Annotated in this window: 13 protein-coding genes; 3 read left to right on the top strand and 10 right to left on the bottom strand. The window is 54.6% G+C overall.

Annotated features, from left to right (window positions below):
• The first annotated feature begins 24 nt into the window (after positions 1–24).
• Complete coding sequence (locus M6D89_RS16605) at positions 25–750, top strand: DUF599 domain-containing protein (protein ID WP_253969213.1); 726 nt, start codon at positions 25–27, stop codon at positions 748–750.
• A 9-nt stretch (positions 751–759) separates the two neighbouring features.
• On the opposite strand, the gene M6D89_RS16600 is transcribed toward M6D89_RS16605, so the two are convergent.
• From M6D89_RS16600 to M6D89_RS16590, 3 genes are read right to left on the bottom strand one after another with little or no spacing between them, the layout of a single operon-like run.
• Entirely contained in the window at positions 760–1,659 is a 900-nt protein-coding gene (locus M6D89_RS16600; protein WP_253969212.1) for a glycosyltransferase family protein, read from the bottom strand.
• A gap of 23 nt (positions 1,660–1,682) precedes the next feature.
• Complete coding sequence (locus tag M6D89_RS16595; RefSeq protein ID WP_253969211.1) at positions 1,683–2,174, bottom strand: DUF6942 family protein; 492 nt, start codon at positions 2,172–2,174, stop codon at positions 1,683–1,685.
• A 5-nt stretch (positions 2,175–2,179) separates the two neighbouring features.
• Positions 2,180–2,845 (bottom strand): SDR family oxidoreductase, encoded by a 666-nt coding sequence (locus M6D89_RS16590; protein ID WP_253969210.1) that lies wholly within the window; start codon positions 2,843–2,845, stop codon positions 2,180–2,182.
• A 73-nt stretch (positions 2,846–2,918) separates the two neighbouring features.
• Here M6D89_RS16590 and M6D89_RS16585 point away from each other — a divergent pair, with 73 nt between their 5' ends.
• The gene (locus M6D89_RS16585; RefSeq protein WP_253969209.1) at positions 2,919–3,545 is read left to right on the top strand and encodes an SDR family oxidoreductase; all 627 of its coding nucleotides are present in this window, start codon (positions 2,919–2,921) and stop codon (positions 3,543–3,545) included.
• A 112-nt stretch (positions 3,546–3,657) separates the two neighbouring features.
• Here M6D89_RS16585 and cls read toward each other — a convergent pair whose 3' ends face one another.
• Complete coding sequence (gene cls, locus M6D89_RS16580; RefSeq protein ID WP_253969277.1) at positions 3,658–5,094, bottom strand: cardiolipin synthase; 1,437 nt, start codon at positions 5,092–5,094, stop codon at positions 3,658–3,660.
• A 128-nt stretch (positions 5,095–5,222) separates the two neighbouring features.
• Here cls and M6D89_RS16575 point away from each other — a divergent pair, with 128 nt between their 5' ends.
• A complete protein-coding gene (locus M6D89_RS16575; RefSeq protein ID WP_253969208.1) occupies positions 5,223–5,846 on the top strand; it encodes a hypothetical protein in 624 nt (207 codons plus the stop codon).
• Between the two features lie 363 nt (positions 5,847–6,209).
• Here the strand turns inward: M6D89_RS16575 and M6D89_RS16570 are convergent, their stop codons facing one another.
• From M6D89_RS16570 to hflK, 6 genes are all read right to left on the bottom strand, one after another.
• Positions 6,210–7,775 carry a phospholipase D family protein gene (locus M6D89_RS16570; RefSeq protein WP_253969207.1) on the bottom strand — a complete coding sequence of 522 codons (1,566 nt, stop codon included), beginning with the start codon at positions 7,773–7,775 and terminating at the stop codon, positions 6,210–6,212.
• Positions 7,776–7,978: 203 nt separating this feature from the next.
• Positions 7,979–10,564 (bottom strand): sulfatase-like hydrolase/transferase, encoded by a 2,586-nt coding sequence (locus tag M6D89_RS16565; RefSeq protein WP_253969206.1) that lies wholly within the window; start codon positions 10,562–10,564, stop codon positions 7,979–7,981.
• Between the two features lie 179 nt (positions 10,565–10,743).
• The gene (locus tag M6D89_RS16560) at positions 10,744–12,039 is read right to left on the bottom strand and encodes an adenylosuccinate synthase (protein WP_253969205.1); all 1,296 of its coding nucleotides are present in this window, start codon (positions 12,037–12,039) and stop codon (positions 10,744–10,746) included.
• 36 nt (positions 12,040–12,075) lie between these two features.
• Positions 12,076–13,251: an ATP phosphoribosyltransferase regulatory subunit gene (locus tag M6D89_RS16555; protein ID WP_253969204.1), complete on the bottom strand. Its 1,176-nt coding sequence runs from the start codon at positions 13,249–13,251 to the stop codon at positions 12,076–12,078.
• A 146-nt stretch (positions 13,252–13,397) separates the two neighbouring features.
• A complete protein-coding gene (gene hflC / locus M6D89_RS16550; RefSeq protein WP_253969203.1) occupies positions 13,398–14,273 on the bottom strand; it encodes a protease modulator HflC in 876 nt (291 codons plus the stop codon).
• Positions 14,273–15,418: an FtsH protease activity modulator HflK gene (gene hflK / locus M6D89_RS16545; RefSeq protein WP_253969202.1), complete on the bottom strand. Its 1,146-nt coding sequence runs from the start codon at positions 15,416–15,418 to the stop codon at positions 14,273–14,275. Before hflK ends, hflC begins: the two co-directional genes overlap by 1 nt.
• Positions 15,419–15,475 lie beyond the last annotated feature (57 nt).

The raw sequence follows: 15,475 nt of genomic DNA, 5'->3' as shown, positions 1-15,475 counted from the left end.
AATAAAGCCTTAAGGGAGAAATAAGTGACCACCTACGACTGGATAAACATCGGCGCGGCCATTTGGTTTTTTGCGGCCTGGATAGGATACGCCCGCTTCGCCCGGCACCGGGCGCGCACCGATCACTGCCTGGCCTCAGTGCTGCATATCTATCGCAAAAGCTGGATGGTGGAAATGCTCAGCAGGCAAAACCGCATTGCCGATACCGCCCTTATTGCCAGCCTGGAGCGCAACGTCTCCTTTTTAGCCTCTACCGCAATCTTGATTATCGCCGGTTTGGTCACCATCATGGCGTCCATCGATAAGGTGTATATCACCATCAGCGCCCTGCCCTTTGCCAACGAATCCATGACGGCCCGGCAATTACAACTAAAAGTAATATTGCTGTTGCTGATTTACGTGTACGCTTTCTTTACTCTCACCTGGGCCATGCGCCAGTATGGTTTTTGTGCAATCTTGTTTGGCGCGGCACCCGCCCACGATGCGGCCATAGCAGAGCAAGACCGCCGCCGCTACGCTACCAGTACCGCCAAAATTATCGATCAGGCTGGGCACAGCTACAACTACGGTCTGCGCGCTTACTATTTTTCGCTGGCGGTGCTGCCGTGGTTTTTTAATACTTGGCTTTTTATCGCGACGGTGGGTATTGTCGTAGCTGTACTCTACCGGCGGGAATTTCACAGCTCGACATTGCAGGCGCTTCTGCGCGAGATTAGACAGCGAGAGCCTTTAGAGAGCAGCGCAGAATAATCTCGCAATCTAATCTGTTCGCGACACCAAGGTAAAGCGCTGCCCGTCGCGCGCGCTGAACAAATAATCGGCCCAGCGTTTCAGACGGGCATTTGCGGCAGGTACTTTGCGGTACAGAGGCACCTGGGCAAAAGAGAAGTTTCGCAGCGCTTCAATATCGTCCTCAACCGAATGTGAGTGCATCTTCGAGCGTAAAAAGAACTGCGTAATCACATTATTCCATTCCGGTTTATTACCCCAATAATGCCCCACCCACTGGTCCGCTGGCTGCAAGGGCACGGCGTGGTTCAAAGCCAACGAGAACGCAAACTGCTCCAATAACTTGCGCGGAGCGCGCGTGGTGCAAAGGCTATCGCAAACGGCGACCGAATGGTCAGCCACAGATGAGGCTATAGTCGCGGGTAACGCAATCAACCCCGCGTTCCACATTTGTGTACGAGCACGAATACTAACCCCCTGATGCTCTGTGTACTTAAGCGCCTGCCACATGCTGCGGGTAGTTTTCGTATTCAGGTTGGACAGGTTGCCCTCGCACAGGTGCATAAAAGTTCTACCCTCTTGTAGTCCTTGCTGGAGCTCATCCAAACCGCCCGCGCAAAAAGTATCCGAATCTACATAGACTATATGTTCACCCGGGTAGCGCTGAGTCATATCCAGTACCGCCATACATTTAATCCGCCAGAAGAACTCTGCCGAGCCCTGCCATCGCTTTAACGTCTGGGACGATATTTCAACAATAGAAATATGTGCGCTGAACATACGATAAAATTCGGGCACATCGGTGTAGAGGGTAATACGGGGGACTGGGTTTTCTTTCAAAAGCGATAAAATACAAAAGCACGCTTGGTAGTGATTTTGAATATTATCCCCGAAAGTCAGTAACAAAATATTGAGATCGGCATCCTTCACCAAACTGCTCCTATCAATAACATTTACCGCAACATTTTATAACGCTCAATTAACTGAACCAACCGATCAAGCCTTTCGTTACTCAATTGCCGGTAGTCTAAGTAAGGCGATACGACGATATGAGACTCTGAATTCACCGCAAAGTTCGCATCCAACCACTCTAAAGAAGACAAATTTAAACTCTGGGCGTAGGTTTTCCCCGCCACGATGTGCAGCTTATGGGAGTCACCTTGGGGAGGGCTGAAGAGCAGCGCCGTTCGCGAGCCGGGCTGCAGCAAAAACTGATCGCGATAATCCTGCCAGCGCTCGGGCCAGTCAAGTTGCGGCCCCAGCTGATACATAAATTTGGCGTACACGCTAAACAGCTTGCGCCAGTGATTGCTGGTATTTGCGACAATATAGTTTAGCTCACCCGGCGCCAGGGGAACCATCCCATCCAATGTGGGGTAGTGATCCAGCGCCGGGCGATTGGCAATGCAGAAGGCGATACGGTAATCCGGATCGCCCAACCCCACTGGCGCTACCAAGGCAGTTGCTGGCCGTTGGAGTGCCAGAAGGTGCCGGTATTTTGCAGGTTTAATTCATCGATGCGTGCCACTAAACGCTCGGCTGCCTCATCGGGAGTGATATCACCGTGGCCGCCGATCATTTCGGTGCCCACCAACCCCGGGTGCAAAATCGCCACCGCGATACCGCGGTCTTTTAAATCGCACGCCAGTGACACACCGGCGGCATTCAAGGCCGCTTTGGACATACGATAACCGTAACGCCCACCGCTGGTGTTATCGGCAATCGAACCCATGCGGCTGGTGATCAGGGCAACTTTCGCGTCGTCGCTTAGCTGCGCTACCAAGGCCTCGGTCACGCGCAGGGGCGCCAACGCATTCACCTCAAACTGATCGCGGATGGTTTTAATATCCAGCTGCCCCAAACGTTCGTCGCGCAGGATACCCGCATTGTTGATCAACAGATCAATAGAGACACCCTCAAGGGCATTTACCAAATGCTTTAGCCCCTCGTCAGTACCGACATCCACCCCATCGATAATGCGTGCACCCGAGCCTTCCAGTTCGGGCGATGCGCTGCGACAAGCCGCGTAGACCGTATAACCGCGCTGTAAATACAATTGCGTAAATGACAGACCAATACCGCGATTGGCGCCGGTAATCACAACGGTTTTAGACATATTCACCTCTTAAATAGGTTACAGTGGCTTAACAAAATTGCTGTTACTTTAACACACCCCCAAAGGAGCCTTTATGACCACATTAGTCATTGGTGCCGCCGGGCAAATCGGCCGCATGATTGTGAGCAAGTTGCACGAGCGCGGAGAACCGGTTATCGCCATGCTGAGAAAACCCGATGCCGAGCTGGAAGCACTGGGCGTCGAGATTCGTTTTGCGGATTTAGAGCAAGATTTTAGCCACGCGTTAGCAGGTTGTGATCAGATAATCTTTACCGCCGGGTCAGGCGCCAAAACCGGCGCCGACAAAACTATTCTGGTGGATATGTGGGGTGCCATAAAATTGGTGGATGCCGCAAAACAAGCGGGAGTAAAACAATTTGTTATGGTCAGCTCGCGCGGCGCCGAAGATCCGGACAATGGCCCCGCCGCGATTAAACACTACTCGGTTTGCAAAAAGATAGCCGACGATTACTTGTTGGCGAGCGGTGTAAATTACACCATTTTGCGCCCGGGCCGCCTATTGAACGAACCTGCCACCGGCGGCTTTAGCACCACCATGCCCGACACAAAAGATGCGCAAATCATCACCCGCGAAGACGTCGCCGACGCCTGCATTTATTGCCTGCAAACATCGGGCACCCTGAATAAAATCTACCCGCTAGTAAACGGCGACCAGCCCTTAACTGAATCTCTTATTTAATCCAACCCAGATACGGGCACCACCCAGTTGCCCGTATTCCGTTCTCCATGCTCCGCTGTGTGAAGCGGCCCACAGCATCAGACTTCAGACATTCGGCGTCGGACGTTAAAACCTAAATCAACGGACTAAACAAATGGGTAATATTTTCAAAAAAGCGTGACACCACGCTGCGCTCGCGCCAGGACTCGGCACTGACCTTATCGGCATCGGCGCGGTACTCATCCAACAACCGTGATAGCTCACGGGCCGCCTTTTGATCGTAGATAATCATGGTCATTTCAAAATTGAGCCAGAGCGAGCGAAGGTCTAAATTAACCGTGCCAAAAAATGCCAAGCTCTGATCAATAACCACGGCCTTAGTGTGCAACAAGCCGGCGCGGTAGGTGTATATCTCAACCCCCGCCGCCAATAGCCCCGCAAAGTACGAGTGGCTGGCGTGGCGCACTAAAAATGAATCGACTCTTTCGGGCACCACCAAACGCACCGCCACGCCCCGCCGGGCGGCAATTTTAAGGGCCTGCTCCAGGGCCTCGCCAGGTACAAAATACGGGGTCACGATATCCACCGACTGTTTAGCGGTATAAATCGCTTGCAACAAAGCGTTTAAAATACTCTCTTTGGCCGCATCCGGCCCCGAAGGCGCCAACTGCACCAGGGCGGGGGTGGGGTCGGCAGCGAGCTTTTCTTGTAATAAGGGTAAGTCTTCGCCGGTTTCGATATTCCAGTACCAGCGAAATACCGAATCGAACACCGTCACCGCAGGGCCTTCAATACGGGCCATCATATCCACCCACTGGCCCACGCCGGCATCGACTTTAAAGTACGCGGGGTCCACCAGATTAAAGCTGCCCATGTAAGCCACCTGATTATCCACCACCACGGTTTTGCGATGGTTGCGCAAATCGTAGCGAGCCAGTTGCCAAGGGGTCATGTTAATCGGGCAGGCCTTTACGAGCGCCACTCCGGCCTCTTGCAGGCGGCGATACTCAGAGGTGCTAAAAAACGCCGAACTGCCCACGGCATCGAGCATTAAACGGCAATCCACGCCGCGACCGGCAACCTCAAGCAATGCATCCACCACCCGATTCACCTGGCCACCAGCCTGGCAAATATAAAACTCCAAATGGCAAAACTGTTGGGCCTGATGAATGTCGGCCACCAGCGAATCGATTATGGATTCAGTATCGCGCAAAAAAGTCAGCCGGTTTCCCCCCACCGGCGGAATTCCCGAGGTGCGATACTCCAGGTGCGACAACGCCTGCCCGGCGGGGTGATACTCTTGCCACTGAATCGCCGACTCGTTTTGCTGACGGGTCTGCAGATACGCCTGACGCAGCCGCACACTGCGCTGGGAGCGCTTAACCCCCAGAAACCGCTCGCCAAACAATAGGTAAAGCCCTACCCCCACATAAGGTAAAAGCACTAACACCAGCAACCAGGCGAGCGACACCCCCACGGGCAAGCGCTGCATAATCACTCTGACGGCAAAGGTAATCACCAACAGCAAATGCCCCCAGATAAGCAACTGCTGCAAAACGCTTAGTAGCACAGCCAAACCAGACTCCTTGGTTTATCGGTAATGTTTGCGGCAAACACGGACAGAAAAACCCGTTTCGCGCTATTATAGGCAGATTAAGCGATTCATACCCATCCGCACAATCAGCATTAGGAGATCGCATGCGCTATCCAGCCTATGCCCTTTTGACCGCCGCCCTGTTGGCGAGCGGCCCCAGCCACAGCGCCAATTTACAATTTATGGGCCGCAGCGTGGCCAGTGAAATGAGCGCCGAGGAAGTAGCCGATTTCAAAACCAGTATTGCCGAAGCTCTGAACGAGGCCCCGGATTTGCGTACCATTGCCTGGCAATCGGACAACTCCAGCCGCCGCGGCCGGGTAAAAATTAAATACAGTTATGAAAATAACGGGCGGGAATGTCGCAAAGCCATTTTGGATTTGCGCAACGACCAGAATCGGCGCGATTTTTTCCACTTTGACGCCTGTCGCACCAGCGAGGGACGCTGGCAGGTGAGCGAAACCGCCGCCGCTGATTTCACGCCGCAGGAGTGGAACATGCTGAAATCGGTCTTTGTGGACGCCATTGAGAATAACCAGGACGGCGAGCCCGCCCAGTGGCAACGCCAGGAGCACAGCGCCACCCTCACCCCCCTAAGCACCAGCCAGAGCGAGACAAAAACCTGTCGCCTGATGAAAATTGAGCTGGCATCGGGGCCGGAGTCTAAAGCCGAGGGCGTGTATAACTTCTGCAAAGAAGATTATACTTGGCAACGTCAGGCTCCCTAGGGCCTGTTCACGCTAATTAAGTGCGCCTGCTGGAAGCCAGTTTTGTTTCCAGCTAGGCGCAGTGAGCGAAGTTTGGTTGTTCCAAATAAGCGATCGGCAACAACGCTGGGGACAAAACTGGCTCCAGCCCTCGGCAATTGCTCCTGCATTGCTCTAATACCTTACGTCCATGTAAGTATTCGGGTTGCGGCTAAAAATCCGCCACTCTTCGTTGCTCGTCGTTCATTTGGAATAACCAAACCACTCGCCCAGCCACTCCAGGTCTTCGCGGCGCCTTCGGCCCTCGCGCCTTGATTGACGAATTTTTAGTCACAACAGGCTGCATTTAATTAGCGTGAACAGGCCCTAGCGTCAATCGACAGTTTATAGCTGCGACTCTATAGGCAGCCAGCGCAATAGGCTGGCGCCTGTGCGGCGAGTCCAATCAGCGTGGGGCTCGCTGTGGTAAGTTTCCCCACTGTACAGGTCCTCCCAGCGCAGTTCGCCCTCATTCAGTGATACCCGATAGGCGATATTTCCCAACAGTTCGTGCACCCCGGACAGCATTTGTTCAGCCAATTCGGGCGAATCGATAAGTACTCCCATTTCGGTGTTCAGCCAAGCCGAGCGCGGGTCCAGATTAAACGACCCCACAAACACCCAACGGCTATCAATCACGAAGGTTTTGGCGTGTAAGCTGGATGAGGACGACAAACTCCAGGCCTTGGGATCGACATTGGGACGCGCTTTAATTTCATACAATTCCACCCCAGCCTTGAGCAGCTGTGTACGCTTTTTGGCGTAACCGGCGTGTACCGCCACCACATCGGTAGCCGCCAACGCATTGGTGACCACACTCACCTTGAGGCCCTCGGCGGCCTTGCGCGACAGCAGCTCACTGCCACTATCACGAGGTACAAAATAGGGCGAGATTAAAAAGAGCTCGGAATTTGCCTCGGAAAAAAGCGACAACAAGCGGTTAATGACCAGGGCGTTGCTTGAATCGCGAGCTTCCATAGCCGCTAAATCCGGCTTATCGTACCAGAGCTCAATGGGCGCCCAGGTAACGGGCAAGCTGGCGTTTTGCAGCATCTGCAGAATTCTTCCATCCACCAGCGCCTGGGCGTACTCCGTACCCTCCAGCGCCTCGACCGCTTGGTCAATCTGCTCGCTGGCGCGGCTGGTATCCCCCTCGGGTACCACCTCATCGTTGAGCAAATGCAGAGGGAAGACCAATTCGCTGTTCCAGTAACGATCAAACTGTTCCGACACCTGGCGCACCGCAGGTCCGAACAAGAGCGCATCCATATCGCCAAAATTGACCTCTTGATTAGCGGCAAAATACTCGTCGCCCACATTGCGCCCGCCAATGATCGATGCACGGTTGTCGGCAGTGAGAGATTTATTGTGCATTCTGTGGTTCAGGCGCCCAAAATCCGTCGCCAGCTGCCAGCCGCGCCCACCGCGCCAATAAAACGGGTTGTACATACGCACATGGATATTGGGATGACTGTCGAGAATGTTAATGGGGAAATCGTTGGGCCGCTTTTCCATATCATCCAAGAGCAGGCGCACCCTAACCCCACGCTCGGCGGCCTCCCACAACGACCAGGCCAAAATAGTCCCCGTGGGGTCCTGATGAAACAGGTAATACTGCACATCTAGGGTTTCGCTGGCATTGGCAATAATAGCCAGACGCGCGGCATAGGCGCGGGTTCCTTCGCTCAGTAAGTGCGCACCGGAGATGTCTTCGGCAACCCCGTCGCGCTGGCGCAGGGCCTGCTCCATATCATAGATAGGCGATTGCACCGAGGCGGGTGTGGCTTGCTGTCGGCTGATCCCCTGGCGATCGGGGGCCGAGGCGCAACTGACGAGCCCGAGCATTAGAATGACAGCAACCAGTGGTTGCCCCCATCGACGGATGGATTGAAACAGTCGAAACCTCTCCATAATGTTCGGTCCTTAGCTATTAACCTAGCAATTAAGATGCTCGTCCTGAGTAGCTTAATTGTCGCCCCGTAAAACCGGCGGAATTTGCCAAACCCCTTCATTTTACAGGACTCGCACACTCCTTCGGCGGCATCGGCGCACTCTGCCCCGACATTCATACCTGCCGGAGTAACAAGCACGGCTAAAAAAGCGCTTTGCTCAGACTAAGGCAAACGGGCCGCACTGCCAAGCGCCGGCTGCGCCCGCAACAGCACGGGGTTAATCCAGTTAGCGTGATCACAGGCACGATCACCGGCGCTATCAGTGGACAGGCGCACGCTGAACAAGTTGGACACATCCACCTCAGCACTGCCATATTCACCGTTGCGCAGGCGCTTGCTGCGATACAGCGCACGCTCATTGGCGTAGATCGTGAAAACGGCGCCACTGCCACAGGTGGACTCGTCGTCCAACCCAAACCCCACCGTCAAGGTTATATACTCCTGACGCAAGGGCACGGTGTGATTGGAAGCGGCGTGGGTTCCCAAGCCAAAGCCATATACCTTGCCGCCGATGCGCAGGGGGCCACCGCGCACACTGCGGTTAATGTTAAGCTCGCCCCACTCCTGCGAACCGGCAATAGGCAGCTCGGTTAACAGTTGAGCCTGTTCCGATTCGACGTAAACATCGCGCGCGACGTGAGAGCGCAACTTGCCATCGCGATACACCGAAAAACTTACCCGGTTAACCCCCGGCATCAAATAATCGGCTGGCACTTCACTGGCCGAAAAATCGCTAATCACATTATCAAGCTCGCGAATACCGGCACTAGTATACGCGTAGGGCTGGACTTTAAGCGCGATTCGGTAGCGCTCATCCAACTCCCCCAACACCCGAAACGGTAGGGGCTGGTGTTCGCGCAAGCGCTTTGCGCCGATCTCGACACGGAGGCGATCGGCATCGCTCGCCGGGTAAATCCGGTCTTCTTTGAGAAGCTGTTCATTGCGCTGCAAGGCGGCGATATCCTGCTCAAAACGCTCAACCTGAGCGCTCGCAATAGGCGGTTGGGCGCCCCATAGGTTAATACTCTCGCGCGGGTCGTCTGCCAGGTTATATAAATACGTCTGGCCGGTTTTAATCTGGCGCACATACTTATAAGGGTAGCGGATTGAGGCCAAATGCGAACCATCGAACGGCTGCACCAGAGGCACAAAATACTCGTCATCTACCGGCTGGCGCAGTGTGCGCCCTAAAAAATGATGTTCCGTATCAATCGACAGCAAATCCACAATGGTCGGGGCGACATCAAGCTGCGAGCGCGCCTGATCGGTGATTGCCTGCGGTTGCAGGTGCTGCGGCCACCACACCAACAAGGGGGTTTTGAATAGCTCGTTATAGTGGGTTTTGGTGTTGTGGTAATTGCCGTGCTGGCCCATGGGAAAGCCGTTATCCCCCAAAACCACCACCATGGAATCCTGCAGATAGTCCCGTTTGTCTAACTCCGTAAAAAACGCTTTTAAATACTGATCCGTCAGATACATGGAGTTGGCGTAGTTTTGCTTGTGACTGTTTGCCAGAGGATAGATATAGCGTTGCTCCTCGGGAATATCGTCAAACATCATGTGGTTTGTGACACTCATAGTCATCACAAAAAACGGCCCGCTTTCGCTTCGCTCGCGCTGCAGTTGATCCAGATAGGCAAACGTTTTCTGGTAAAAAATATCGTCCTGAATGCCCCAACCAAACTTGTACTTCTGTCGCTCGCGGGGGGTCACAAAGTTATCGTCCATACCGTGGGCATAGGCAAAGTCGTTATTGCTGACAAATTCCCCGGTGTTTTCAAAGTCTAGGGTATGAAATGCCTTCATAAACACATTGGTATAGCCCTGCTCGGCCAAAATTTGCGACAAGCAGCGAAAATTATTATTTGGATAACTGGTAAAAATATTGGTTTTGTAGCTGGGAAACACAGAGCACAAGGTGGCGAATTGTCCCTTGCTGGTTTCGACCGAGGCACTGTAAAACTCATCCACATACAGTGACTGTTTTTTTAGCTGATTGATAAAGGGCGTTACTTCGCGACCATTCTCCTGGGCGTCAATATACTCGGCACTGAACGATTCCAGCATGACAATAAAAACATGAGGGCGCGCGCCATCCGAACCGCGATTGCTATTGCCCGCGGGGGTCAGGTAAGGATACGGGGTTTCACCACTGGCAAAGGCCGCATGCGGTTGCAAATACAACAACACCGAGCCGGCAAATTCGGCATATTCGTTACGCGAGCTGGAAAAAGGTAAGTTAACCAGCAAATAACCCACCAGTAAAATACCCACCGATCGTTTGGGCACTGCGAGACTCAGGGGCGCGGTAAACAAACGGTGGCGACGCTGAGCGTAAAAAAAGCCCGCCACCAACAGCCCCAGCCACAAATAGTCTGCGGCCGAGACACTGCTAAACAAAAATCCCACAGCTTCAAACGTTAAGGCATTACCACTGTTTTTAACCAATAATAAAAAGGTTAACGGCTCCAGACGCAACCAGTGATAAGCCCATAACAACAGATAAACACTCACGGCAACGAGCGTAACCCAGCGCCCCCAACGGCGCGGCAGCATGGCTAGCAAGCCGTACCACAGCCCCCAGAAAAACGTTACCGATACAGCCGCTAAAAGCGCTCCGGCAATGGTTTGCGAGATAGGCGCCGCGCTCAGCCAAAGTACTCTGGCGATCAGGACACTTTGCAGCAGCGCCCACAGCGCCAAAACCATTGCCAGAGCCCGGACGGGAATAAGTGCTTGTCGGTCCATAGTGTGTGCGTGTCACGGTTTGTTATTGTTCGCCCCAATTCCATTGCGGCGCTGTGGTGGGTGGTTATAGCAAAGTTTCGGGGACCATACCGAGATAGAGTTCACCCTCGCTGGGTGTTATCGCTCCCATACTAAAACACCGCCAGCGGCGGTGTTTTAAACAGGATGCAAACGGCCACTTACTCGTCGAAGGGGTGGCGCAAAACAATCGTCTCAACCCGATCCGGCCCGGTAGAAATGATATCCACCGGCGTATCCAGAATTTCTTCCAGACGCTTAATATAATTGACGGCGTTTTGCGGCAACTCGTCCATAACGTGAACGCCAAAGGTAGACTCACTCCAGCCCGGCATCTCTTCGTAGATCGGCTGTACACGATCCCAGCCATCGGCATCGAAGGGAATGGGCATAGGGTTGCCGTCTTTATCCTGATAACCGATACAAATTTTCACCGTTTCCAGGCCGTCCAGCACATCCAGCTTGGTCAGACACATACCCGATACCGAATTGATCCGGTTGGCATGGCGCACAGCCACGGCGTCAAACCAGCCGCAGCGACGCTGGCGACCGGTGGTCGCGCCAAACTCATGGCCCTTCTCGCCCAGGTGCTGGCCCACTTCGCAGCCCAGTTCGGTGGGGAATGGGCCAGAGCCCACGCGAGTGGTATAGGCTTTGGTGATACCCAACACATAATCAAGGTACAGAGGACCAAAGCCCGACCCTGTGGCGGTTCCCCCGGCGGTAGTGTTAGAGCTGGTCACAAACGGGTAGGTGCCGTGGTCGATGTCCAAGAGCGAACCCTGGGCGCCCTCAAACAAAATGCTCTGGCCGTCTTCGCGCGCCGAGTGCAAAATTTCGGTGACATCGGCAATCATGGGTTTTAACTCTTCGGCCCAGGCGGTTACCGTCGCCAACACCTCGTCGTAGTCCACCGGGTCGGTTTTGTAGTACTCGGTCAGGGCGAAGTTATGAAACTCCATAACGTCTTTAAGCTTGTCGGCAAAGCTGTTCATATCCAGCAAGTCGCCCAGGCGCAAGCCGCGACGCGCGACCTTATCTTCGTAGGCGGGACCAATACCTCGCCCAGTGGTGCCGATTTTAGCCTTGCCGCGCTTGAGCTCACGGGCCTGATCCAGGGCAATATGGTAGGGCAAAATCAGCGGGCAAGCGGGCGATAAACGCAGTCGCTCGCGCACGGGAACGCCCCCCTCTTCCAATTCGGCCAGCTCTTTAAACAGCGCTTCGGGTGACAGTACCACACCATTGCCGATTAAGCAGGTCACGCCTTCGCGCAAAACGCCCGAGGGAATCAGGTGCAATACGGTTTTTTTGCCATCGATCACCAGTGTGTGCCCGGCGTTGTGTCCGCCCTGAAAGCGCGACACCAGCGATACCTGATCGGTCAGCAGGTCGACGATTTTACCTTTACCTTCGTCACCCCACTGGGTGCCCAGTACCACAACATTCTTGCCCATGGTTGGCCTTACTCTCTTAACTAAAAAATGAATGATTTACAGCGATGCCACAGTGTAGGCATCGCCTTCTTTAACCAGTACTTGGTCGCAGCCCAGCGCCTGCATTTCGGTGCGGCTGCCTGCGGCCACAACTCGCTCGCCGCGAGCGCGCAGTTCGGCTACCGCCTGCCACTGGGCGTCGCTACCCTCATCGGAGTAACCGATTAGGGAGCTGGGCGCAGCACTTAAAAGCCCCAACTTGGACAGTGCGGTAATATCCACCGCAAAACCGGTGGCGGGACGGCGACGGCCAAAAACCTCGCCAATATGGTCGTAGCGACCACCGCTGGCAATGGGGTTGCCGTAACCCGGCGCAAACGCGGCGAATACGATACCCGTTAAATAGTGATACCCGCGCAGCTCGCCCAAATCGAAATAAAGCTCGGCCTCGGGGTAGCGCGCCGCGACAATATCGGCCACCGCCGCCAATTCGTCTACCGCATTAACCGCGTCGCTGGCCACAGCGGCAAACAGCGTGCGGGCTTCACTTAAAATCTCGCGACCACCGGCCAGCGCTGGCAGTGCCAACAGCACCTTGGCGATGGTTTTATCGGTAATGTTTTCCGCCACCCAGGTGTTCATTTCGGCCACAGCCTTGCGCTGCAGCATGGCGAAAAAGATATCTTTTTGCGCCTCGTCTACATCTACCTTGGCCATCAGCGAGCGGTAAATACCCACGTGCCCCAGGTCGATATGCAGCTTGGGTAAGCCCGCCGCACGCAGCGACTCCAGCAACAGAGACACCACTTCGCCGTCGGCATTGGTGCTGGCATCGCCGTAAAGTTCCAGCCCCGCCTGAATCGGGGTGCGGGTAGCCAGCGGATTTTTGGGGCGGGTATGGACTACATGGCCCGCGTAACACAGGCGATTGGCGCCTTCACGCTTATAGCTGTGGGCATCCATACGAGCGGTCTGCGGGGTAATATCGGCGCGAATACCCAGGGTGCGACCACTGAGTTGGTCGGTCATTTTAAACGTCAGTAAATCGACGTCGCGCCCCAGACCAATTAGCAGGGAGTCGGTGTATTCCAGCAGAGGCGGAATCACCATTTCATAGCCCCAGCTGCGGTAAAGCTCCAGCAGCTTGCGGCGCAATAATTCGATGGGGCGGGCCTCGTCGGGGAGAATTTCTTCAATCCCATCGGGCAATAGCCAGCGGTCGGCGTAGGTCATAGCAGACTCTATCGGTTTGGATCTTGGTTGAAACTGTGCAGCAACGCCAAGGAATATCTATCGGTGCGACACAAAAAAGCCGAGCCTAACGGCTCGGCTGGGGGATTCTACCACCTTTAGACGACAAATGTTGAGCGAAAAATCGCCTATTTTTGTCCGTCCATACTGTTGAGATAGCGGTAAAAATCGCTTTTGGGGTCAACCACCATCAGGTCTTCTTTACCGGCAAAGGACTTCTTGTATGCATTCAGCGAACGCACAAACGCATAGAAGTCGCGATCCTGGCTGTAGGCCTGGGCAAAGGTCGCCGCTGCCGTAGCATCACCCTCACCGCGAATCTTCTCGGCGTCGCGATAGGCGTTGGCCTCCAACACCGCAACCTGGCGATCGGCGTCGGCGCGGATCACTTCGGCCTGCTCGGCACCTTGCGAGCGGTACTCGCGAGCTTCTTTTTCGCGGTCGGCCGACATACGGTCAAACACCGACTGGCTGACATCGTCGGGCAGATCAATACGCTTCACCCGTATATCCAGTACATCAATGCCCAAAAGCTCGTTGGCCGATTCGTTAAGGCTTACCGTTAGCTCGTGCATCAATTCATCACGCTGCCCTGATACCACTTCATGCAAGGTGCGGCTACCAATTTGGTTGCGCAGCTCATCGGCCACCCGGTTAGCCAAGCGGCTGGCCGCCACGGTTTCATCGCCGCCGGTCACTTTGTAGTACTCATCCACATTCTCGATTCGCCACTTGGCGTAAGAGTCAACAATAAGACGCTTATTTTCGATGGTGTAGAAGCTTTCGGGGCGCGCATCGGTGGTCAGAATACGACCGTCGAATTTGCGCAGCTTATCGGCAAACGGCACTTTTACATGCAGCCCGGGCTGTACATCGGGGTTAATTAAGCGCCCAAAACGCAGCACCACGGCGCGCTCGTATTCCGACACAATGTAAACACTGTTGGCAACGACCAATAGCACCACGGCTAAGGCGGCCAAGCCAAAAAAAGATTTGTTAGACATTAGCGGCCCTCCCGGTAATTATTGGCGTTGTTGGTACGGCCTAACTGACGCGCCACTGCATCGCTAATTTGGCGCAGCTGGTCCGCCGTAATGCGGGCTTGCCCCTGCTGGCTTTGGCTCGATTGCATGAGCTTATCCAGCGGCAGATACATCATATTGTTACCACCTTCTACGTCTACCAACACCTTAGAGGCATTGCCCATCACCTCTTCCACGGTTTCTATGTACAGACGCTCGCGGGTAACCTCGGGGAATTTTTCATACTCGGCCAAGAGGTCCAAAAAGCGCGCGGTTTCACCCTCGGCGCGGCTGGTCACTTCGGCGCGATAGGCCTCGGCCTCTTCCAGCATCCGCTGGGCGCGACCACGGGCGGCAGGCACCACGGCATTGGCGTAGGCCTGGGCTTCGTTTTTCAGGCGCTCTTCGTCTTCTTTGGCTTTAATTACGTCATCGAACGCGGCGCGAACTTCTTCCGGCGGACGGCCTTCTTGGATATTTACATCGCGCACCAGAATGCCAGTACCGTAGCTGTCCAGGTACTGCTGCAGACGCTGCTCGACTTCATCGGCAATTTTGCCACGCCCTTCCGAAAGCACTTGTTCCAGCTCGGTAGAACCCACCACATGGCGCAACGCAGAGTCGGCCGCGTGACGCAGGCTGACTTCGGGTTGACGCACATTCAGCACATAGGCCTTTACGTCATTGACGTTGTACTGCACCGTAATCGGCAGCTCGACAATACTTTCATCCTCAGTCAGCATTAGGCCGCGGCTGGGGTACTGACGCTCCTCGGTGACGTTCTCGACGAACACCTCGGTAACCAGAGGTGCGTTCCAGCGCAAACCGGGCTGTTTAATTTCTTTAAACGCACCCAGTTGCAAGACCACGGCGCGCTCTTTTTCATCGACCTGATAAAACCCGGTAAATCCATACAAAAGCGCGGCGATCACGCCAACGGCGACAAACAGAGACGCAAAACCTTTGCCGCCGGTGCCTCCATTGCCATTGCCGCCGGATTTACCGCCGAAAATACCGCCCAGCTTTTGCTGCAGCTTTTTCAGCGCTTCATCCAAATCTGGCGGACCGTCATTATTGCGATTGCCCCAGGGATCTTTATCCCCGCCTCCCGGTTCATTCCAGGCCATAGGTAAACTCCGTTATCGTAAGAATGCGGCGGACCGATCAGCCCGCCGTTTATTGTG

The organism is Gilvimarinus xylanilyticus, assembly GCF_024195295.1.
Taxonomy (GTDB): domain Bacteria; phylum Pseudomonadota; class Gammaproteobacteria; order Pseudomonadales; family Cellvibrionaceae; genus Gilvimarinus; species Gilvimarinus xylanilyticus.
This window is presented reverse-complemented; position numbering and strand designations above follow the sequence as displayed.

What these genes read in the sequence shown, in the direction of transcription:
- M6D89_RS16590 (WP_253969210.1), bottom strand. Translation starts at nt 2,845, where the DNA reads ATGTCTAAAACCGTTGTGATTACCGGCGCCAATCGCGGTATTGGTCTG.
- M6D89_RS16585 (WP_253969209.1), top strand. Translation starts at nt 2,919, where the DNA reads ATGACCACATTAGTCATTGGTGCCGCCGGGCAAATCGGCCGCATGATT.
- M6D89_RS16575 (WP_253969208.1), top strand. Translation starts at nt 5,223, where the DNA reads ATGCGCTATCCAGCCTATGCCCTTTTGACCGCCGCCCTGTTGGCGAGC.
- M6D89_RS16570 (WP_253969207.1), bottom strand. Translation starts at nt 7,775, where the DNA reads ATGGAGAGGTTTCGACTGTTTCAATCCATCCGTCGATGGGGGCAACCA.
- M6D89_RS16565 (WP_253969206.1), bottom strand. Translation starts at nt 10,564, where the DNA reads ATGGACCGACAAGCACTTATTCCCGTCCGGGCTCTGGCAATGGTTTTG.
- M6D89_RS16560 (WP_253969205.1), bottom strand. Translation starts at nt 12,039, where the DNA reads ATGGGCAAGAATGTTGTGGTACTGGGCACCCAGTGGGGTGACGAAGGT.
- M6D89_RS16555 (WP_253969204.1), bottom strand. Translation starts at nt 13,251, where the DNA reads ATGACCTACGCCGACCGCTGGCTATTGCCCGATGGGATTGAAGAAATT.
- hflC (WP_253969203.1), bottom strand. Translation starts at nt 14,273, where the DNA reads ATGTCTAACAAATCTTTTTTTGGCTTGGCCGCCTTAGCCGTGGTGCTA.
- hflK (WP_253969202.1), bottom strand. Translation starts at nt 15,418, where the DNA reads ATGGCCTGGAATGAACCGGGAGGCGGGGATAAAGATCCCTGGGGCAAT.